Genomic DNA, 20,041 nt, shown 5'->3' with positions numbered 1-20,041 from the left:
TGGGCGATGTTCCCGCTGAGGCGGGTGGGCTGGCCGTGGCGGCCCTCGAGGGGCTCCTCGGCGATCTCGGCGGCGAGCCGGTCGACCAGGACGGCCCGGAGGGCGGCGCTGTAGGCGTCGAAGTCGGCCAGGGCCTGCAGCGCCCGCGAGGTCCCTCCTGGGCCAGCCAGGGCCTCGGCGGAGACCTCGAGACCACCCGCGAGGACATCGGGGAACCGCGACGCGAACCCCAGCTCCACCACCGCACCCACCACGGTCTCACCCCCCCAGCACCGACTCCAGGCAAAGATTCGAAGATATGTTCTAATACTATCGTCTCGAGGGATGCAGGTCCATGGTCGGGGGCAATGCCAGTGGCGCTGGCCCGGTTCGGCTAGTCCCGAGGGCCGACCTCGCGCCGCATGAAGACGCGCGGCCAGCGGGTCAGCCGGAGCGATTCTTCCTCGGCGCGGATCCGCACGAGTCCCGGACCCAGGGCCGGGGTGTCGATCGGGCGGAAGCCGAGGCGCCGGTAGTACGGCGCGTTCCAGGGCACCGAGGCGAACGTCGAGAGCGTCAGGGCCGGGACGCCGTGGCACTCCGCCCATCGAGAAGCATGGTCCAGCAGCGTCCGGCCGATGCGCCGGCCGGCGTGCGCAGGATGCACCGAGACCTGCTCGATGTGCAGGCAGCCGTCGACGAGGCGGGCCACGAGGTACGCCACGGGTGCGTCCTCACGGTCGGCCGCCACCCACGCGAGTCCCTCCTCGCGGTAGTGGTGGAGTGCCTCGACCGTGGGCGGCTCATCGTCTGCGATCTGGGCCATGCCGCGGCCCCGGAAGGCCTCCCCGGCCGCACGCTCAATGGCCTGGAGGGCGGGTAGTTCGTCGCGTCGGACGGAACGGATTCGCATTGCTCCATCATGGCCCGGACTGCGGCGCGGAAGCCGGATCGGCAGCGGCCGCCGGGCTTCCGGCGACCCAGCGACAGCAGAGGCGCGGACGGCGGCGGGTGGCAACCACCCGCCGTCGTCCGCGCCTGCGAAAAGCCGGTTCAGCTGCGGCGGAGGATCTCCGTGAGGGCCACGACGTCCCGCTTCGTGCGGCGGCGGCCCACCAGCACCGGCACGCAGACCGCGGCGGCGATGCCGACCGCCATCGGAAGCACCCACGGCATCCACGTCAGGCCGGCGATGTAGCCCGTGCCTGCGAAGACGAGGATGATCCACGTCAGGCACGCAGACGCGACCGCGGCGCCGACCGGGAGCATGATCCCGTAGGCGTCGTGGTGGTGGTCGGTGGCCCAGGCGATGAAGCCCGCGGCAGCCACCACGAGGATCACGATGACGAGCGACCAGACCGTTTCCATGCTGTCAGAGGGCGCCGAAGCCCACGCGGCGCTGCTCCTGGGCGCCGAGCTCGACATAGCCGATGACGGCGGACGGCACGATCACCTGGCGGCCCTTCTCGTCCTCGAGCCGCAGCTGCTTGCCGTCGGCGAGCGCCTCGGCCACGAGCTTCGCGACCTCATCCGCGTCCTTGTTCGACTCGAGGATGATCTCGCGGCCGATGTTCTGGATGCCGATCTTGATTTCCACGTGACTCCTTGTGTCGGTGAAGGCTGGAACGGAACCGGGCCGGCATGGGCCGCCCGCCTCCCTATGAGTACCTTAGGCCTCTTTGGGGAAGCGCGAGATCCCCTTCCATGCGAGCCGCGCCACCAGGTCCGCCGCAACGTCGATGTCGAGGGAGGACGACTTCTCGAGCCAGTACCTCGCGCTCACCTGGGCCAGCCCCGCGAGGCCGCGGCCCAGGAGCTGGGCCTCGAGCAGCGGGAGCTTCGTGTCCGAAGCGATGACCTCGGCGATGGCCTCAGAGAATCCCCGGTTGAACGTCTCGAGGCGCGAGGCCACGTCCGGGTCGTTGACCAGGTCCGACTGGAAGACGAGGCGGTGCGCCTGATCGTCCGCGGCGATGAAGTCGAAGTAGGCGCGGATCACCGCGTTCACGCGCTCGCGGTTGTCGGTGGTGGAATCCAGCGCCGCGCGCATGAGCTCGGTCAGCGTGCCGAGATGGCTGTCCAGGAGCGCGATGTACAGGTCGCGCTTCGAGGGGAAGTGCTGGTACAGGACGGGCTTGCTGACCTGAGCGGTCTCGGCGATCTCGTCCATGGCGGCGCCGTGGTAGCCGTTGGCCGCGAAGACCTCGAGGGCGGCTGCCAAGAGCTGGGCGCGCCGCTCGTCGCGTGGCATTCGGGGCGAGCGCGGGGTCGTGGCTCGCGGTTCGGTACTCACTGAAGATGCCTTTCGGGTGGTCCGGGCCTGTGGAGCGTGGCCCAAACGGTAGTCCCACTCTACCCGGCGGTCATGACCCCACGCCGAATCGGTGACCGTCCCACCGCGTGGGCGCCGCTGGGTGCGCGCCCGCGATCGGGCCTAGATTGGGGGCATGGCCACCTCGCAGTCACCGATTCTTCCCCCGCTCGTCGAGCCGGCCGCGGAGCTCACCCCGGAGGAAGTCCAGCGCTACTCGCGCCACGTCATCATCCCGGAGATCGGCGAGATCGGGCAGCGGCGCCTCAAGAACGCCAAGGTCCTCGTGATGGGAGCCGGGGGACTGGGATCGCCCGCCATGCTCTACCTCGCCGCCGCGGGGGTGGGGACCCTCGGGATTGTCGACGACGACACCGTCGAGCTGTCCAACCTGCAGCGCCAGGTCATCCACGGCATCTCCGGCGTAGGCCGCCCCAAGGCAGAATCGGCGCGGGACGCGATCCTCGAGCTCAATCCGCACGTGGAGGTCCGCCTCCACGAGGTCCACCTCGATTCCTCCAACGCCCTCGAGATCTTCGCCGACTACGACCTCATCCTCGACGGCACCGACAACTTCGCGACGCGCTACCTCGTGAACGACGCCGCCGCCATCCTCGGCAAGCCGTACGTGTGGGGCTCGATCTTCCGCTTCGACGGACAGGTGAGTGTGTTCTGGGCCGAGCACGGGCCCACCTACCGTGACGTCTTCCCCGAGCCGCCGCCGGCGGGCTCCGTGCCCTCCTGCGGCGAAGGGGGCGTGTTCGGCATGCTGTGCGCCGCGATCGGCGCCTCCATGGTCACCGAGGCCGTCAAGCTCATCACCGGCGTGGGCACGACGCTCCTCGGCCGCGTGCAGCTCTACGACGCGCTCACGGCGACCTGGCGGGAGATCCGCGTCGCGAAGGATCCCGACGCCGTTCCGATCACCGAGCTGACGGACTACGAGGCGTTCTGCGGGGTTGCTCCCGCTGCCGATCCGGGAAGGGACCGCACGGTGACCGCAGGGCAGCTCGCCACGATGCTGGCGGCCCGCGAGGCAGGGGTGAGGGACTTCGAGCTCATCGATGTCCGCGAGCCGGGAGAGGCATCCATCGTGTCCATCCCCGGCGCCCGGCTGATCCCGCAGGGGCGCCTGCTCTCCGGCGAGGCCTGGGGCGAGGTCCCGCGGGACCGCGAGGTGGTCTTCCACTGCAAGGGCGGGGTGCGGTCGGCGAGCGTGCTCGCGGCCGCCATCGACGCGGGCTTCTCCAAGGTCCGTCATCTCGACGGGGGAGTGCTCGCGTGGGTCCGCGAGATCGAGCCGGAGAAGCCGGTCTACTGAGGCGGTACGCCGGTCTGCGGGGGCCAAGGCCCCCGTGGTGGCTCAGACGGCGCGGGAGTGGTCCACCGGGCAGTCGGCGTCCCCGGCGGAGGCCGCTGCCGGGCCGGCGCCGTTCGTCGGGGCGACCATCCCCGGGATGGCCACGCTGATGCCGTAGAGCGCCTCGAGCGCCGCGAGGTACTCGCTCTCACGGCCCTCGGCCGCGAGCTGCTTGGCCCGGACCGTCGGGGTGTGGAGGAGCTGCTTGACCATGCGGCGCATGGCGAACTCCACCTCCTCGGCGGCGGCCGTGCAGCCGTGGCGCGCGCGGACCTTCTCGATCTCGGCATCGAGCACCGCCATCGTGTGGCGGCGCAGGGCCACGATCGCGGCGTCGGCCTGGCGGGCCTGGCGCTCGGCCTCGAAGTCGGAGGCCGCGGCCGAGACGATCGCGCTGGCCTGGGCCAGGGACTCGGCCTGCTCCTCGGGCGCCGCGAGACGGACGGACTCGAGCGTGATCAGTTCCACCCCGTCGAGCGTGCCCACCCCCGGATCGAAGTCGTGGGTGAGGGCGAGGTCGATCACGACGAGCTGCTGCGGCGAGTCCTCTCGGATCGCGGCGAGCTCGACGGCCTCCATGGGGTTGTCCGAGCCGCTGCAGCCGATGAGCACGTCCGCCTCGGCGATGGCCTGCGGCAGGCCGCTGGCGTTCACGGCGATCCCGCCGCGGGCGGCCGCGAACTCGCGGGCACGGCCGGAGGAAGAGTAGACGGAGACCTGCGCGACGCCGCGCTCCTTCAGCAGGGCCATCGTGGCCCCGGCATAGGCGCCGGTGCCGAAGAGCACGGCCTTCTTGCCGTCCCAGGAGCGCTCCTCGGCGAGGTCCTCGGCGAGGTCGAGCGCCACGGAGACGATGGACAGGCCGCGGCTGCCGAGCGCCGTCTGGGTGCCGACCTCCTTGGCCGTCTTCGACGCGTTCTGGAACAGGCGCACGAGCGCGGGGCTCGCCGTCCCCTGCTCCTGGGCGGAGATGAGGGCGCGGCGGACCTGGCCGGCGATCTCGCGCTCGCCCACGACTGCGGAATCGAGCCCCGAGCTGACGGAGAAGAGGTGGCGGGTCACTTCGCGGCCCTGCGCGAGGGCGAACGCCCGGGACACCCGGTCCTCGGGGATGCCGCTGCGCGCGCTGATCTCGGAGATGATCGCGGACCGTGCGGCCTCCACGTCCTCGTGGCTCGCCGCCTCGGCGTAGATCTCGTAGCGGTTGCAGGTCGCCAGCACCACGGCGCCCTCCAGGGCGGGGGAAGAAGCGGCCCCTGCGGCCACGGAGATAGCGCCGGTGCTCAATTGGGCAACGGTCTCAAGGTCGGTGTCGGCGTGAGTCGCCGTGAGGGAGAAAACAACCACAGCCCTGCCATCATAGCTTTTCGCTCGGCTGTAGAAAACGTCGTCTGCAGCACACAACTGTGACAGCGTGTCGCCAAGGGCCTTGGAGGCGTTTGAGACAATCGGCCCATGACACTCAGCCCAGACCACCCGCTCAAGGACGGACGGACGGCGCAGTCGCCGCTCATCACGGCATACCGCGGGGGCCGGCCGAGCCGGAAGCCCGTCTGGTTCATGCGCCAAGCCGGCCGCTCGCTGCCCGAGTACCGCAAGGCCCGCGAGGGGGTGGGCATGCTCGAGGCGTGCCTGCGGCCCGAGCTCGCCGCGGAGATCACCCTCCAGCCGGTGCGCCGGCACGACGTGGACGCCGGGATCTTCTTCTCCGACATCGTCATCCCCCTCAAGCTCGCCGGCGTGGACGTGGACATCGTCCCCGGGGTGGGGCCCGTCCTGGCGAACCCCGTCCGCACCGAAGCGGACGTCGCCGCGCTCCCGCGCCTCACCGACGCGGCCCTCGAGCCGATCCGCGAGGCCGTCCGCCTCACCGTGGACGAGCTCGGCACCACCCCGCTCATCGGCTTCGCCGGTGCCCCGTTCACGGTGGCGGCCTACATGGTCGAGGGCCGCCCGTCGCGCGACCACCTCGGTCCCCGAACCATGATGCACGGCGATCCGGGAACATGGGCGGCGCTCATGGCCTGGACGGCGGACGCCTCCGGGCGCTTCCTGCGGGCCCAGATCGAGGCGGGCGCCTCGGCGGGGCAGCTCTTCGACTCCTGGGCCGGCTCGCTCGGCCTCGAGGACTACCGCCGCTTCGTGGCCCCGTACTCGTCCCAGGCGCTCGACCACGTGCGCGACCTCGGCGCGCCGCTCGTCCACTTCGGCACCGGCACCTCCGAGCTGCTCGGCGCGATGTACGAGGTCGGTGTCGACGTCGTCGGCGTCGACTACCGGCTGCCGCTGCACGAGGCGAACCGCCGGCTGGGCGGCCGCGTGGTGCTCCAGGGCAACATCGACCCCGCACTCCTGGCCGCGCCGTGGAACACCCTCGAGGCGCACGTCCGCGATGTGGTGAAGGGCGGCGCCTCGGCCCCGGGCCACGTGGTCAACCTCGGCCACGGCGTCCCGCCGGAGACCGACCCGGACGTCCTGACCCGCGTGGTCGAGCTCGTCCACTCGATCACCTACTGATGCCCGGCAGCGTCGGCCCCGGCAGCAGCGCCGCACGGCCGCCCCGCGCACTCGTGGCGGGCGGGGGCATTTCCGGCCTGGTCGCGGCCCTCGAGCTGCGGCGGGCCGGCCTCGAGGTGACGGTGCTCGAGGCCGGCACCCGCTGGGGCGGGTGCATCGGGGAGCACGAGGTGGCCGGGCTGACGCTGGACAGCGGGGCGGAGTCCTTCGCGACGCGCACCGATGCCGTCCGCACCCTCGTCCAGGAGGTCGGGCTCGGCGGCGACATCGTGGCGCCCCACCCCGCCGGTGCGTGGGTCCTGCTGCCCGACGGCCCCCGGGAACTGCCCAAGACCGGTGTCCTCGGCATCCCGGCGAACCCCTGGGACCCGGAGGTCCGCAAGGCCCTGGGCCTGCGCGGATCGGTGCGCGCCTCCCTGGACCGGTGGCTCCCCGTGCGGAAGCCGGGCGGGCAGGCCAGCGTGGCCGACCTCGTGCGGGCCCGGATGGGTCGGCGCGTCCTCGAGCGCCTCGTCGCCCCCGTGGTGGGCGGCGTCCACTCCGCGGATCCGGCGATGCTGGACGCCGACATGGTCGCCCCGGGCCTCCGACGACTCATGGCCCAGGAAGGTTCCCTCGCGGCCGCCGTCGCCGTGCAGCGGGGAGCCTCCCGGGGGCAGAAGGCCGGCTCAGCGGTGGCGGGCATCAGCGGCGGCCTCCACCGCATCGTCGCTGCGCTCGTGCGCAGGCTCGAGGCGGACGGCGTCCGCCTCGAGCTCGGCCAGCGCGTTGACCGGCTGGACCGCTCCGCGGGCGACGGCGGCGCGCCGCTGTGGCGGGTGGGCGCGGTCGCGCCGGCGGGCGACGGGCCGGAGGACGTCCCGGCGCGCCCCGAGGAGGTCTACGAGGCCGAGGTGGTCGTGGTCGCGCTCGGTGGCCCGGCCGCCGTCGAGCTCCTCTCCGACGCCGTCCCGGCGCTCGCCGGCCAGGAGCCGGTGCCCGGGCCAGAGGTCAAGCTCGTCACGCTCGTCCTCGACTGCCCGGCGCTCGACGCGCGCCCGCGCGGGACCGGGGTGCTCGTGGCGCCGCAGGTGCCGGGCATCCGGGCGAAGGCGCTGACGCATGCGACGGCCAAGTGGGACTGGCTCGCGGCCCGGGCGGGGGAGGGGACGCACGTGGTGCGGCTCTCCTACGGCCGCGCGGGGGACCCGCCGGCTGGGATCGCCGAGGCCGGGGCCGAGCCCGAGACCGACGACGAGCTGTTCGCGGCGGCCGTCCAGGACGCCTCCGCCCTCCTCGGCGTGGCCGTCTCCCCGGACGACGTCCTCGGCTGGGACGTGGTGCGCTGGGAGGGCGCCCTCCCGTTCGCCACGGTGGGCCATCGGGACCGCGTGGCCGCGATCCGGAGGCTCGTCGCCGCCCAGCCCGGCCTCGCCGTCGTAGGCGGCTGGGCCGCGGGGAACGGCCTCGCCGCCGTGATCCCGGACGCGCGCTCGCAGGCCGCGGCCGTCGCGTCCGCACTGGCGCGCACCGGGCCTGCCTGAGCCCCGCCGATGTGATCTTCGTCACTTCTACACCCTGTAGAACATTTGAATTCGATTTGGCCCACCCGAAGGAGCACACTGGTCACCATGAGCCACACATCCGTCGAATCTGTCACCAAAGCCGCGGGCGAGGGTGACGCTGCAGAGCAGCAGTTCTTCACCCTCTGGACCGTGTTCCGCCGCGTCCCGGGCGCTGCCGCCCCCGCGGGAAGCGCCGTGACCGAGTTCGAGTCGCTCGTGGCGCGCCTCGCGTCCGCGGGCGTCACCGTCCGCGGCACCTACGACGTCTCCGCGATGCGCGCCGACGCCGACATCATGGTGTGGCTGCACGGGCCGCAGCCGGAGGCGCTCCAGCAGGGCGTGCGCGATATCCGCCGCAGCGAGCTCTTCGACGGCACCGAGATCGCCTGGTCCGCCATGGGCGTGCACCGCGAGGCCGAGTTCGCCAAGGGCCACACCCCCGCGTTCTCCCGCGGGGTCGAGCCGAGCACGTGGCTGACCGTGTACCCGTTCGTCCGCTCCTACGAGTGGTACCTGCTCCCCGCCGACGAGCGCGCCCGCATGCTGCGCGACCACGGCATGCTCGGACGCGACTTCCCGCAGGTCCTGTCCAACACCGTCTCCGCCTTCGCGCTCGGGGACTGGGAGTGGCTCCTCGCGCTCGAGGCCCCCGAGTTGGTGGACCTCGTGGACATGATGCGCCACCTGCGCTACACCGATGCCCGCAACCACGTCCGCGAGGAAGTCCCGTTCTACACCGGGCGCCGCATCTCCGCGGCCGAGATCGCAGAGGTGCTCGCGTGAGCGCGGAGTCCACCGGCACCTTCGGGATCACGGTCGACGGCGCCGCCGCACCGCTCGCTGTCAGCACGGCGACGAACCCCGTCACCGAGGCCGGCCGCGCCGCTCCCGCCGAGTACGACGCCATCCTGCTGGCCTCGTTCGGCGGTCCCGAGGGCCAGGACGACGTCATCCCGTTCCTGCGCAACGTCACCCGCGGCCGGGGCATCCCCGACGAGCGCCTCGAGGAGGTCAGCCACCACTACCGGGCGTTCGGCGGGATCAGCCCGATCAACGCCCAGAACCGCGAGCTCAAGGCGGCCCTCGAGGCCGAGCTCGCTGCCCAGGGCATCGACGTCCCGGTGTACTGGGGCAACCGCAACTGGGACCCGTACATCCCGCAGACGCTCCAGGAGATCTACGAGGCCGGGCACCGCAAGGTCCTCATGCTCACCACGAGCGTCTACTCGTGCTACTCGAGCTGCCGGCAGTACCGCGAGGACATCGGCGTGGCCCTGACCGAGACCGGCCTCGCCGGCCGCCTCCGGGTGGACAAGATCCGCCAGTACTTCGACCACCCCGGCTTCGTGGCCCCGTTCGTCGAGGGCACCGCCGCCGGGCTCAAGCAGGTCCGCGAGGCCCTCGACGCCGCCGACGGCTCGCGCGACGGCGAGATCCGCGTCCTGTTCTCCACGCACTCGATCCCGACCCGCGACGCCGAGGCCGCCGGCCGTTCCGAGGGCGAGCCGCGCACGTTCGAGGGCGGCTCGGCCTACGTGGCCCAGCACCTCGCCAACGCGCGGGCGATCATGGCCGCCGTCGGCGCCCCGGAGGTGAAGTGGGACCTCGTGTACCAGTCCCGCTCGGGCGCGCCGCACATCCCGTGGCTCGAGCCCGACATCAACGACCACATCACCGCGATCGCCCCCGGCCAGGACGGCGCTTCCGCCGTCAAGGGCATCGTGATCGTCCCGCTCGGGTTCGTGAGCGACCACATGGAGGTCGCGTGGGACCTCGACACCGAGGCCCTCGAGACCTGCTCCGAGCTCGGCATCGAGGCCGTCCGCGTCCCCACCCCGGGGGTCCACCGCGACTTCGTGGCCGGCCTCGTGGAGCTGCTCCGCGAGCGCATGGCCCAGGGCACCGTGGCGGACCGCCCGCACGTGAGCGACCTCGGCCCGTGGTACGACGTGTGCCGGCCCGGGTGCTGCGCCAACTTCCGCGCCGACAAGCCGGTCATCTCCGAGGAGGGCGTCGAGCTGGGCACCGCCCACGACCCGCGCCCGGAATCGGCCGCGCTCCAGCCGGACGGCGGCGAGAGCTGAGCATGTCGGTCCGCATCGGAACCCGCGGGAGCGCGCTGGCCCTGACCCAGTCGCAGCAGACCGCGGACCTGCTCGCCGCGGTGGGCGGCTTCTCGACCGAGCTCGTGCGCATCCGCACCGAGGGGGACGTCAAGACCGGCTCACTCGCCTCCCTCGGCGGCACGGGCGTGTTCGTGGCTGCCCTGCGCGAGGCGCTCCTGGCCGACCGCTGCGACGTCGCGATCCACTCGCTCAAGGACCTCCCGACCACGGGCGAGCCCGGGCTCTCCGTCGCGGCCATCCCCGTCCGCGCCGACGCACGCGACGTCCTGTGCGCGCGCGACGGCCTCACCCTCGACCGGCTCCCCGCCGGATCGAAGATCGGCACCGGGTCGCCCCGGCGCGCGGCCCAGCTGCGCGCCCTGCGCCCGGACCTGGAGGTCCTCGACATCCGCGGCAACGTGGACACGCGTCTCGGCCGCGTCCCGGGCCTTCCGGGGAATGCGCCCGACGCACCCGGCGACCTCGACGCGGTCGTCCTCGCCGCGGCCGGCCTCGCCCGCCTCGGCCGCACCGAGGTGGTGACGGAGTACTTCGAGCCCGACACCATGCTGCCCGCGCCCGGCCAGGGCGCCCTCGCGGTCGAGTGCCGGCTCGGGGACGCGCCCGAGCGTCCCGCCCACGGCGGCGCCGCCACCGCGGAAGGGGTGCTCGCCCAGGCGCTCGCCGCGATCGACGACGCCGACACCCGCCTCGCCGTGACCGCCGAACGGGCGCTCCTGGCCCGCCTCGAGGCCGGCTGCGCCGCCCCGGTCGGCGCGTTCGCGCGGCGCAAGGGCAGCATGCTGCACCTCGACGCGATCGTGTGCGCGGTGGACGGCACGAAGTCCCTGAGGCTCGCCCGGGCCACCGACGGACTCACCGAGGTCGGCGCGACACTGCTCGGCGTCGAGCTCGCGGAACAGCTGCTCGAGCAGGGCGCCGCGGAGTTCGCGGACCTGGGCGCCTGATGGCGCCACCGGACGCAGGCGCGCCGGCGCTGGCGGGGCGCCGGGTGCTGCTCACGCGCAGCCCCGACCGGGCCGGAGCGATGGCCCGTGCGCTCGCCCAGGCCGGAGCGGAGCCGCTCCTGCTCCCCGTCATCGACTTCGAGCGCACCGAGGAGCCGGCCGCGCTGTCCGCGGCCCTCGACCGGCTCGCCGCCGGGGAGTACGCGTGGCTCGTCGTCTCGAGCATCACCACGGTGCGCGCGCTCAAGGAGGCCGCGGCCGGCCGCGGGACCACGCTCGGCGAGCTTGTCCCGGAGGCGGTGCACGTCGCGACCATCGGGCCGAGCTCGCGCCGGGTCCTCGAGGCCGAGGGGCTGCGGGTGGACCTCGCCCCGGGCGACCGGCAGTCCGCCGAGGGGCTCGTCGAACTGTGGTCCTGGCTTGACGACGGCGCTGCCGGGGCCGATGGTGCCGGTGTCGCCCGCGTCCTCGTCCCGCAGAGCAACCTCGCCGCGCCCACGCTCGCCGACGGCCTGGCGGCCAAGGGCTGGGCGGTGGAGGCGGTCACCGCCTACCGCACCGTGGACTACCCGGCCGACCCGGCCCGGCGCCTCACCGCGGTGCTGGCGGTGGCCGCGGGCGAGGGCGGCGAGGAGGCGCCCGGCGTCGTCCTCACCCCCCACGAAGCGAACGGCGAGCTCGCCGCGGGCCGGATCGACGCCGTCGTCGCCGCCTCGCCGAGCGCCGCCCGGAGGATCCACGAGACGCTGCGCCCGCTCGAGGCGGTCCAGCTCATCGCGATCGGCGAGCCGACCGCCGCGGAACTGCGTGCCCTCGGCCTCGCCGTCGGTGCGACCGCCGTGACCCCCACCCCGGAGGGGATCGCGGAGGCCGTGGCGCGCTCGCTGTACCGCTGACCCCACGAAGGAGACACCATGGGCTTCCCGACCCACCGCCCCCGCCGACTGCGCCAGACCCCGGCGCTGCGCCGGCTCGTCGCCCAGACGCGCCTGCACCCCGCCGAGCTCATCCTCCCCGCCTTCGTCCGCGAGGGCCTTTCCGAGCCCTCGCCGATCCAGGCCATGCCCGGCGTCGTCCAGCACACCCTGGACTCGCTGCGGCGCGCCGCCGCCGAGGCGGCCGAGCTGGGCCTCGGCGGGATCATGCTCTTCGGCGTGCCCGAGGAGCGCGACGCCGAGGGCTCCGCGGGCCTCGACCCAGACGGCGTGCTCAATGCCGGCATCCGCGCCGTCCGCGAGGAGGTCGGCGACTCCCTCGTGGTGATGAGCGACGTGTGCCTCGACGAGTTCACCGACCACGGCCACTGCGGCGTCCTCGATGCCGAGGGCCGGGTGGACAACGACGCCACGCTCGAGATCTACGGCCGCATGGCCGTGGCCCAGGCCGAGGCGGGCGCCCACGTCCTCGGCCCCTCCGGCATGATGGACGGCCAGGTCGGCGTGATCCGGCAGGCGCTCGACGCCGCGGGCCGGCAGGACGTGGCGATCCTCGCCTACGCCGCCAAGTACGCCTCGCCGTTCTACGGCCCGTTCCGCGAGGCCGTGGATTCCCAGCTCAAGGGCGATCGCCGCACCTACCAGATGGACGCCGCGAACCGCCGCGAGGCGATGCTCGAGGTGGAGCTGGACCTCGAGGAGGGCGCGGACATGCTCATGGTCAAGCCCGCCATGAGCTACCTCGACATTCTGGCCGACGTCGCGGCCATGAGCCCGGTGCCCGTGGCCGCGTACCAGATCTCGGGGGAGTACTCGATGATCGAGGCCGCCGCCGCGAACGGGTGGATCGACCGGCAGGCCTCGATCCTCGAGTCGGTGCTCGGCATCCGCCGCGCCGGCGCGAACATGGTGCTCACCTACTGGGCCCCGGAGATCGCCGGCTGGCTCAAGGAGTCCTGAGCCGGGAATGGACGGGACCGCTGCGGAGTTTCAATGCATATGCATGGAACCAGTGAGAAGCCTCCCGTCCTCCTCGGCCTGAACACGTTCGGCGACGTAGGCCTCGGGCCCGATGGCGCCCCGAAGCCCGAGGCCCAGGTGATCCGGGAGGTCGTCGAGGAGGGCGTCCTGGCCGACCAGGTCGGCCTGCACTCCTTCGACGTCGGCGAGCACCACCGCAGGGACTTCGCGGTCTCGGCGCCCGAGGTGGTCCTCTCCGCGATCGCCGCGAAGACCGAGCACGTGCGCCTCGGCTCCGCGGTCACGGTGCTCTCCTCGGACGACCCGGTCCGGGTCTTCCAGCGGTTCGCGACGCTCGACGCCGTCTCCTCCGGCCGCGCGGAGGTCATCCTCGGCCGCGGCTCCTTCATCGAGTCCTTCCCGCTCTTCGGGTTCGACCTCGAGGACTACGAGACGCTGTTCGAGGAGAAGCTCGAGCTCTTCGACCGCGTCCGCTCGCAGAAGCCGGTCCACTGGCAGGGCCGGCACCGCGGGCCGATCAGCGGGCTCACGGCCTACCCCCACGTCGAGGAGGGCCTCCTGCCCGTGTGGGTCGGCGTGGGCGGGACCCCGCAGTCGGTGGTGCGCGCCGCGCACTACGGCTACCCCGTGAGCTTCGCGATCATCGGCGGCGAGCCTGCCCGCTTCGCCCCGTACGTCGAGCTCTACAAGCGCTCGCTCGAGAAGTTCGGCAAGCCGTACACCATGCTCGCCACCCACTCGCCGGGCCACGTCGCGGACACCGACGAGCAGGCCCGCGAGGAGCTCTTCCCGCACTGGCTCGCGATGCGCAATCGGCTGGGCGAGGAGCGCGGCTGGGGCCCCGGCAGCCGCACGGAGTTCAACGCCCAGGCCTCCCGCCCCGGCGCGCTCTACGTCGGCTCGCCGGAGACGGTGGCCCGGAAGATCGCCGACACCCACCGCGCCCTCGGCACCGAGCGCTTCGACCTCAAGTACTCCAACGGCACCCTGCCGCACGGCGCCATGATGAAGAGCATCGAGCTCTACGGCACCAAGGTGGCACCCCTCGTGGCCGACATGCTCGCCTAGGTGCCGCACCCCACCTCGGCGAGCGGCCGGCGTCGGGCCGGACGGGGGCCCGCGGATGGAAGAATAGGGGCATGACCACCTCCGAGGACCTCTTCGCCCGCGCCCGCTCGCTCATGCCCGGAGGGGTGAACTCGCCCGTGCGCGCGTTCGGCTCCGTGGGCGGCACGCCGCGGTTCCTCGTCTCCGCCCAGGGCGCGTACGTGCACGACGCCGACGGGCGCGACTACGTGGACCTCGTGTGCTCGTGGGGCCCTGCGCTCCTCGGCCACGCCGTGCCCGAGGTGCTCTCGGCCGTGCACGCCGCCGTGGACCGGGGCCTCTCCTTCGGCGCCTCGACGCCGGACGAGGCCGCGCTCGCCGAGCTCGTGATCGGGCGCGTGCCCGCGGTCGAGCGCCTGCGCATGGTCTCCACCGGCACCGAGGCGACCATGACCGCGATCCGCCTCGCCCGGGGCTTCACCCACCGCGACCTCATCGTGAAGTTCGCCGGCTGCTACCACGGCCACGTGGACTCGCTGCTCGCCGCGGCCGGGTCGGGCCTGGCGACGCTCGCCCTGCCGGGGTCCGCGGGCGTCACCGCCGCGACCGCCGCCGAGACCCTCGTGCTGCCGTACAACGACCTCGCCGCGGTCGAGGCCGCCTTCGCCGAGCACGGGCCGCGGATCGCCGCCGTCATCACCGAGTCCGCCCCGGCCAACATGGGCGTCGTCACCCCGGGGGAGGGCTTCAACGAGGGCCTGCGCCGCATCACCGCCGAGCACGGCGCCCTGCTCATCGTGGACGAGGTGCTCACCGGCTTCCGCGTGGGGCCCGCCGGCTACTGGGGCCTCACCGGGCAGCGCGAGGGCTGGGCGCCGGACCTCTTCACCTTCGGCAAGGTGATCGGCGGCGGCATGCCCGTCGCGGCACTCGGGGGCCGCGCCGAGATCATGGAGTACCTCGCCCCGCTCGGTCCCGTCTACCAGGCCGGCACCCTGTCCGGGAACCCGGTGGCGATGGCCGCCGGAGTGGCGACTCTCTCCCTGGCCACCGATGCCGTCTACGCCCACATCGACGCCCGCTCGGCCGAGCTGTCCGAGGCCGTCTCCTCGGCGCTGTCCGCCGAGGGCGTGGACCACTCGATCCAGCGGGCCGGCAGCCTGTTCTCCGTCGCGTTCGGCACCTCCGAGCGCGGCGTGCACAACTACGCCGACGCCCAGACGCAGGAGGCGTACCGCTACGGGCCGTTCTTCCACTCGATGCTGGACTCCGGGGTGTACCTGCCCCCGAGCGTCTTCGAGGCCTGGTTCCTCTCCGCGGCCCACAACGACGCGGCGATGAACCGGATCTACGACGCCCTCCCGGCCGCCGCCAAGGCCGCCGCGACGGCGCTGCCGGGCGCGTAGCCGGCCCGGCAGGTTCTGGGCGGGGTCCGGCGCTCAGGCGAGCGCGGGGCCCACGAGCGCCACGGCCTGCTCCGCGAGCAGGAATCCGCCGATGCCGAGCATGAGCACCCCGCTGACGAGGGTCACGGCCTGGGCGCGCCGCGGCTTCGCGGCGAGGAGGCGCCGCGCGCCCACGGCGACGAGGCTGTAGACCACCGCGGTGAAGGCCAGATGGGTCAGCCCCATCGCCGTGGTCTGCGCGACCACGGGCAGGGCCGAGTCCGTCCTGACGAACTGCGGCATGATGGCGGCGAACAGGAGCAGGGCCTTCGGGTTGATCCCGCTCGTCCCGAGCCCCTTGAGGAAATCGAGCGCGGGCCGGCCCGGCCGCACGGCGTCCTCGAGCCGCTCCCCGGAGGGCAGGACCGTGCCGCCCGCCGCGGCGAAGCCCGCGCGGCGCCACCCGCGGGCGGTCGCGGCCCCGAGCCAGAGCAGGTAGACGGCGCCCGCCGCGGAGAGCCACGCGACCAGGTCGGGCCGCGCGGCGAGCAGCACGCCGAGGCCGGTGGCCACGAGCGCGGTGTGCACCACGTAGCCGGCACAGAGCCCGGCGACGGAGGGCACCGCGGACCTCGCCCGCAGGCCGGCCGCGATCGTGTATGCCCAGTCGGCGCCGGGCGTGAGGGCCAGGGTGAGGGAGATGCCGGCGAAGCCGAGGAGGGGGCTGAGGTCCATGGCGCAAGACTACGGAGATCGTCGCGAGAAGTGCTCACCGATTTGTGGCAGCCTGCGAGCTGCTCGGGATAGATTCTGATGGTGATCGACGCACTCGACAGAAGTATTTTGCGCACCCTCCAGCAGGATGGCCGGATGACGGCCACGGCCCTCGCCGCCGAGGTGGGCCTGACGGTCGCCCCCTGCCACCGCCGGCTCAAGGACCTCGAGCAGTCGGGGGTGATCCGCGGCTACCGGGCGGAGGTGGACCCGGCCAAGGTCGGGCTCGGGTTCGGCGCCATGGTGTTCGTGACGCTGCGCGAGACCTCGAGGGAGGCGATCCGGGCCTTCGAGGATGCCGTGGTGGCCGAGCCGCAGATCATCGAGGGCTACCGCCTCTTCGGCGACCCCGACTTCCTCCTCCGCTGCGTCGCCGAGGACCTCCCCGCGTACCAGCGCCTCTACGACGAGCACCTCGCCGCGCTGCCCGGGGTCGCGAAGCTGACCTCCACCATCGTGATGCGCGACCTCAAGGGCACCGGCGGCCTGCCGCTCTAAGCGCTGCCGCCGGCTGCCGGCACCACGGACGACGGCGGGGTCCCCACCCGAGTGGGGACCCCGCCGTCGTGCGCGGTGCTGCCGAAGCGGACGGTCAGAGCACGTCGCTGAGGAAGCGCTTGAGCCGGTCGGTCTGCGGGTCGTCGAAGATCCGCTCCGGGGCTCCGGTCTCGACCGCCACACCGCCGTCCATGAACATCACGGTGTCCGAGACGTTGCGCGAGAAGCCCATCTCGTGGGTCACGACCACCATGGTCATCCCGCCCTCGGCGAGGTCCGCCATGAGCGCGAGGATGCCCTTGACGAGCTCCGGATCGAGCGCCGAGGTCGCCTCGTCGAAGAACATGACCTCCGGCTTCATCGCGAGCGCGCGGGCGATCGCGACGCGCTGCTGCTGGCCGCCCGAGAGCGTCCCCGGCCGGACACCGGCCTTGTGCTTGAGGCCGACGAGGTCGAGCTGCGTCAGCGCCTCCTCGCGGGCCTGCTCCTTGGGCAGCCCGCGCAGCTTCCGCAGGGCGAAGGCGACGTTCTCGCCGACGCTCTTGTGCGGGAAGAGGTTGAACTGCTGGAAGACCATGCCGATGCGGCGGCGGAGCTCGTCCGGGTTGTCCTTCAGGACGGACCTGCCGTCGAGGAGGATGTCCCCGGCATCCGGTTCGATGAGCCGGTTCATGACCCGCAGGAGGGTCGACTTGCCCGACCCCGAGGGGCCGATGACCGACGCCGTGGTCCCGGCCGGGACCCCGAGGTCGATGCCACGGAGCACCTTGTTGCTGCCGAAGGCGAGGTGGATGCCCTTCGCCTCGAGCGATCCAGAGGAGAACTGGCTCATGCCTGGGCTCCCTTCCCGACGACGGCGGCGGCCTCGTCCGGTTCGGCGCGCTCGGCGCGGTTCTTGGCGCGGCCCGTGCGCAGGCGCGCATCGATCCAGTTCACGAGGTGCGTGAGCGGGATCGTCATGACCAGGTAGAAGATCCCGGCGGCGACGTACCCCGAGAGGTTGCCCGTGCGGGCCGCCTCGTCCTGGCCGATCTGGAACAGCTCACGCTCGGAGGAGAGCAGCCCGAGGGTGAACACCAGCGAGGAGTCCTTGATGAGCGCGATGAACTGGTTCACGAGGGCCGGCAGGACCCGGCGCACGCCCTGCGGCACGACGATGAGGCGCATCGACGGCCCGTAGGCGAAGCCCAGTGCCCGGGCTGCCTCGAGCTGGCCCTTCTCCACACTCTGGATGCCCGAGCGGAAGATCTCGCCGATGTAGGCCGCCGAGATGAGCGACAGCGCCGCGACCCCCATGGGGTACGGGCTCGTGATGCCGGTGAGCTCGCGGACGATCGGACCGAACCCGAGGCCGATCGCGAGGATGGTCAGGATCGCCGGGAGTCCACGGAAGATGTCCGTGTACACCCGGGCGATCCATCGCGCCACAGGATTCCGGGCGATGCCCATGAGGGCGAGCAGCATCCCGAGGACTGTGCCGATGATCCCCGAGGAGAGGGCGAGCACGAGCGTGTTCGGGAGGCCCACCGTGAAGAGGGAGGGCAGGACCTCGCCGATGACCTTCCAGTTGAAGAAGGTGTCGCCGAGATTGGCCAGGTAATCCATGGGGCTCCTGTCTGCGCGCTAGGCGGCGTTACTTGGCGGCGCCGACCTGGACGGCCTTGCTGCCCGGCTTCCAGCCCTCGGGCGTCTGGTCCTTGAGGGTCTTGCGGTCCGGGTACCACTGGGCGGTGAGCTTGGACCAGGTGCCGTCCGCGATCACGGCATCGAGGGCCGAGTTCAGCGCGTCCGTGAGCGGCTGGTTGTCCTTCGCCACGGCGTACGCGGTGAAGTTCTGCGTGTTGACCTTCTTCTGCGCGATCGTGGTGCCGTCACCGGGCTTGACCTGGCCCTCCGCCTGCTGGGAGGGGGCGACCCAGGCGTCGACCTGGCCGCTCTTCACGCTCGCGTAGACCGTGTTGTAGTCCGGGAAGCGGACCGGGTCGAGCTTGAGGGTGTTGGTGACGAAGTCGTCCTGGACGGTGCCCTGGACAACGCCGATGCGCACGCCCTGCTTGAGGTCGTCGAAGGACTTCACCTTGGCGCCGTCCTTGGTGACGATCGCCATGTAGCCGAAGTCGTAGCCGTTGGTGAACCCGACCGTCTGGCGGCGGGAGTCAGTGGTCGAGATCGAGGACGAGCCCATGTCGAACTGCTTCGTCTTGACCTGGGCCAGCAGGCTCTGGAACTTCGTGGAGACGAACTCGACCTTCAGCCCCAGCTTGGCCGCCATGGCCTTGAGGAGCTCGTTGTCGTAGCCGGTGAAGTTGCCGCTGCTGTCGATGAAGATGTTCGGCGGCGCGTCGGAGAGCGTGCCCACCTTGATCGTGCCAGGGGTGATGAGGCCGAGCTTGGACTTGTCGATCTTGTCCAGCGGGGTGACCGAGGCGGTCGTGTACTTGTCCGTGGACTGCTGGTCGCTGCCCTTGAGCGCGTCCGTCGGCGTGCCGGAGGCGGAGCTTCCGCCGCCGCCGCACGCGGCGAGCGAGAGGGCGAGGACGGCCGCGACGGGCGCGGCGGCAAGCCACTTGGGTGCCTTGAGCTTCATGGAGCCTTCGCTTTCTGATGTGCATGCAGGACGCGCAGCATCCACGTGCGGTCGGCACGTCGAGGGCGTCTGGGCTGCATTCCATTATGAAGGACGGGCCTTCGGGGCCCCTCTCCAGAACACATGACGAAATATTCTCGGCCGGATCGAAGGATGTTCGGCCTCGCGTGGCAGCGCAGGTGCCGGTGGCGACCCAGGGGAGGTCCGCGTGAATTACGGACGGCGGCGCACGGCGGCGCGAGCCCGCAGCGGCTCTGTGACTTCCCTCTCAGGCCCCTGGGCTGTTACATGCTGTGCTGCTAGAAGCTGTGCTCCTGCAAGCTGGGCTGCTAGAAGCCGGCCTGCCCCGCGTCATGCGGCGCGAGCACGGGCCAGTCGCCCTCGACCACCGCGGCGGGCTTCGTCCGGCGCAGGTAGGCCTGGAAGTCCGCGGCCTGCGCTGCCGACCAGTCCACCTGGCTGCGGTGGAGGTGCGCCGCGGGGCGGTCGAGCTCCGGGAACCGGCCGGCCATCGCGTCGAGCAGCTGGGCCGCGGCGAGGGCGTCCGCAGCGGAGCTGTGCGCGTCGGTGAGGATGACGCCGTACTGTTCGCAGAGCGCCCCGAGGGTTCGCTTGCCCTTGCGGTACCGCTCCACCTGCTTGTTGATGACGTACGGGTCCAGGACCGGGAACCGGGTGAGCTGGGGGAGCCCATGGCGCGCGCACTCCGCCGCCATGACCGTGAAGTCGTACGCCGCATTGAAGGCGACGACGGGAACGCCGCGGTCGAAGAGGGCCTGCAGGGTCGTCGCGACCTCTGCAACGACCTCGCGGGCGGGACGGCCCTCCGCGCGCGCCTTCTCGGTGGTGACCCCGTGGACCTCGGCGGCCTCGGCCGGGATCTCGACGCCCGGATCGGCGAGCCACTCGTGCTCCGACTCGATGCTGCCGTCCGGCCCGAGCACCACGATGCTCGCGGTGACGATGCGCGCGGCGCGGGAGTTGCGCCCGGTCGTCTCGAGATCGAACGCTGCCCTGGTCTGCGTGCTCCACGTCATGGGGAACACGCTA

General features: G+C 72.4%; 22 protein-coding genes. 11 read left to right on the top strand and 11 right to left on the bottom strand.

Annotated elements, in window-relative coordinates; translation table 11 throughout:
• From ACVWWH_RS16690 to ACVWWH_RS16670, 5 genes are all read right to left on the bottom strand, one after another.
• Window positions 1–239, bottom strand: a 239-nt coding sequence (locus ACVWWH_RS16690) for a hypothetical protein (RefSeq protein ID WP_457317315.1), incomplete at its 3' end; no start/stop codon positions are given.
• Window positions 240–373: 134 nt separating this feature from the next.
• The gene (locus ACVWWH_RS16685; protein WP_229710974.1) at window positions 374–805 is read right to left on the bottom strand and encodes a GNAT family N-acetyltransferase; all 432 of its coding nucleotides are present in this window, start codon (window positions 803–805) and stop codon (window positions 374–376) included.
• Window positions 806–1,032: 227 nt separating this feature from the next.
• The gene (locus ACVWWH_RS16680; protein ID WP_066498924.1) at window positions 1,033–1,347 is read right to left on the bottom strand and encodes a hypothetical protein; all 315 of its coding nucleotides are present in this window, start codon (window positions 1,345–1,347) and stop codon (window positions 1,033–1,035) included.
• 4 nt (window positions 1,348–1,351) lie between these two features.
• Complete coding sequence (locus ACVWWH_RS16675) at window positions 1,352–1,576, bottom strand: DUF3107 domain-containing protein (RefSeq protein WP_066498921.1); 225 nt, start codon at window positions 1,574–1,576, stop codon at window positions 1,352–1,354.
• Window positions 1,577–1,648: 72 nt separating this feature from the next.
• Window positions 1,649–2,230 carry a TetR/AcrR family transcriptional regulator gene (locus tag ACVWWH_RS16670; RefSeq protein WP_084249517.1) on the bottom strand — a complete coding sequence of 194 codons (582 nt, stop codon included), beginning with the start codon at window positions 2,228–2,230 and terminating at the stop codon, window positions 1,649–1,651.
• Between the two features lie 196 nt (window positions 2,231–2,426).
• Here ACVWWH_RS16670 and moeB point away from each other — a divergent pair, with 196 nt between their 5' ends.
• Complete coding sequence (gene moeB, locus ACVWWH_RS16665) at window positions 2,427–3,611, top strand: molybdopterin-synthase adenylyltransferase MoeB (protein WP_457317314.1); 1,185 nt, start codon at window positions 2,427–2,429, stop codon at window positions 3,609–3,611.
• A 42-nt stretch (window positions 3,612–3,653) separates the two neighbouring features.
• Here moeB and ACVWWH_RS16660 read toward each other — a convergent pair whose 3' ends face one another.
• A complete protein-coding gene (locus tag ACVWWH_RS16660; RefSeq protein ID WP_457317313.1) occupies window positions 3,654–4,997 on the bottom strand; it encodes a glutamyl-tRNA reductase in 1,344 nt (447 codons plus the stop codon).
• A 108-nt stretch (window positions 4,998–5,105) separates the two neighbouring features.
• Here ACVWWH_RS16660 and hemE point away from each other — a divergent pair, with 108 nt between their 5' ends.
• From hemE to hemL, 9 genes are all read left to right on the top strand, one after another.
• Window positions 5,106–6,167 (top strand): uroporphyrinogen decarboxylase, encoded by a 1,062-nt coding sequence (hemE, locus tag ACVWWH_RS16655; RefSeq protein WP_457317312.1) that lies wholly within the window; start codon window positions 5,106–5,108, stop codon window positions 6,165–6,167.
• Window positions 6,167–7,690: a protoporphyrinogen oxidase gene (gene hemG / locus ACVWWH_RS16650; protein ID WP_457317311.1), complete on the top strand. Its 1,524-nt coding sequence runs from the start codon at window positions 6,167–6,169 to the stop codon at window positions 7,688–7,690. The genes hemE and hemG overlap by 1 nt, the downstream gene beginning before the upstream one ends.
• An 87-nt stretch (window positions 7,691–7,777) precedes the next feature.
• Window positions 7,778–8,494: a hydrogen peroxide-dependent heme synthase gene (gene hemQ / locus ACVWWH_RS16645; RefSeq protein ID WP_066498901.1), complete on the top strand. Its 717-nt coding sequence runs from the start codon at window positions 7,778–7,780 to the stop codon at window positions 8,492–8,494.
• 26 nt (window positions 8,495–8,520) lie between these two features.
• Window positions 8,521–9,795 (top strand): ferrochelatase, encoded by a 1,275-nt coding sequence (locus ACVWWH_RS16640; RefSeq protein ID WP_457317316.1) that lies wholly within the window; start codon window positions 8,521–8,523, stop codon window positions 9,793–9,795.
• Window positions 9,796–9,797: 2 nt separating this feature from the next.
• Complete coding sequence (gene hemC / locus ACVWWH_RS16635; RefSeq protein WP_066498897.1) at window positions 9,798–10,784, top strand: hydroxymethylbilane synthase; 987 nt, start codon at window positions 9,798–9,800, stop codon at window positions 10,782–10,784.
• Entirely contained in the window at window positions 10,784–11,680 is an 897-nt protein-coding gene (locus ACVWWH_RS16630; protein WP_457317310.1) for a uroporphyrinogen-III synthase, read from the top strand. Before hemC ends, ACVWWH_RS16630 begins: the two co-directional genes overlap by 1 nt.
• Before the next feature lie 18 nt (window positions 11,681–11,698).
• Window positions 11,699–12,679: a porphobilinogen synthase gene (gene hemB / locus ACVWWH_RS16625; RefSeq protein WP_457317309.1), complete on the top strand. Its 981-nt coding sequence runs from the start codon at window positions 11,699–11,701 to the stop codon at window positions 12,677–12,679.
• Window positions 12,680–12,718: 39 nt separating this feature from the next.
• Window positions 12,719–13,768, top strand: coding sequence for an LLM class flavin-dependent oxidoreductase (locus ACVWWH_RS16620; protein ID WP_447419351.1), 1,050 nt, complete (start codon window positions 12,719–12,721; stop codon window positions 13,766–13,768).
• Between the two features lie 71 nt (window positions 13,769–13,839).
• Entirely contained in the window at window positions 13,840–15,153 is a 1,314-nt protein-coding gene (gene hemL / locus ACVWWH_RS16615; RefSeq protein ID WP_457317308.1) for a glutamate-1-semialdehyde 2,1-aminomutase, read from the top strand.
• A gap of 33 nt (window positions 15,154–15,186) precedes the next feature.
• Here hemL and ACVWWH_RS16610 read toward each other — a convergent pair whose 3' ends face one another.
• Window positions 15,187–15,867 carry a LysE family translocator gene (locus ACVWWH_RS16610; RefSeq protein WP_066498879.1) on the bottom strand — a complete coding sequence of 227 codons (681 nt, stop codon included), beginning with the start codon at window positions 15,865–15,867 and terminating at the stop codon, window positions 15,187–15,189.
• Between the two features lie 81 nt (window positions 15,868–15,948).
• Between ACVWWH_RS16610 and ACVWWH_RS16605 the strand changes: the two genes are divergently transcribed.
• On the top strand, window positions 15,949–16,404 hold the full coding sequence (locus ACVWWH_RS16605) for an Lrp/AsnC family transcriptional regulator (protein ID WP_218030604.1): 456 nt from the start codon (window positions 15,949–15,951) through the stop codon (window positions 16,402–16,404).
• A gap of 94 nt (window positions 16,405–16,498) precedes the next feature.
• Here ACVWWH_RS16605 and ACVWWH_RS16600 read toward each other — a convergent pair whose 3' ends face one another.
• From ACVWWH_RS16600 to ACVWWH_RS16585, 4 genes are all read right to left on the bottom strand, one after another.
• A complete protein-coding gene (locus tag ACVWWH_RS16600; RefSeq protein ID WP_457317307.1) occupies window positions 16,499–17,236 on the bottom strand; it encodes an amino acid ABC transporter ATP-binding protein in 738 nt (245 codons plus the stop codon).
• The gene (locus ACVWWH_RS16595; protein ID WP_066498873.1) at window positions 17,233–18,009 is read right to left on the bottom strand and encodes an amino acid ABC transporter permease; all 777 of its coding nucleotides are present in this window, start codon (window positions 18,007–18,009) and stop codon (window positions 17,233–17,235) included. The genes ACVWWH_RS16600 and ACVWWH_RS16595 overlap by 4 nt, the downstream gene beginning before the upstream one ends.
• A 28-nt stretch (window positions 18,010–18,037) precedes the next feature.
• Window positions 18,038–18,991, bottom strand: coding sequence for a substrate-binding periplasmic protein (locus ACVWWH_RS16590; protein WP_457317306.1), 954 nt, complete (start codon window positions 18,989–18,991; stop codon window positions 18,038–18,040).
• Window positions 18,992–19,320: 329 nt separating this feature from the next.
• Window positions 19,321–20,028, bottom strand: coding sequence for a 3'-5' exonuclease (locus tag ACVWWH_RS16585; protein ID WP_066498868.1), 708 nt, complete (start codon window positions 20,026–20,028; stop codon window positions 19,321–19,323).
• Window positions 20,029–20,041 lie beyond the last annotated feature (13 nt).

The organism is Sinomonas sp. RB5 (assembly GCF_054063535.1).
This window is presented reverse-complemented; position numbering and strand designations above follow the sequence as displayed.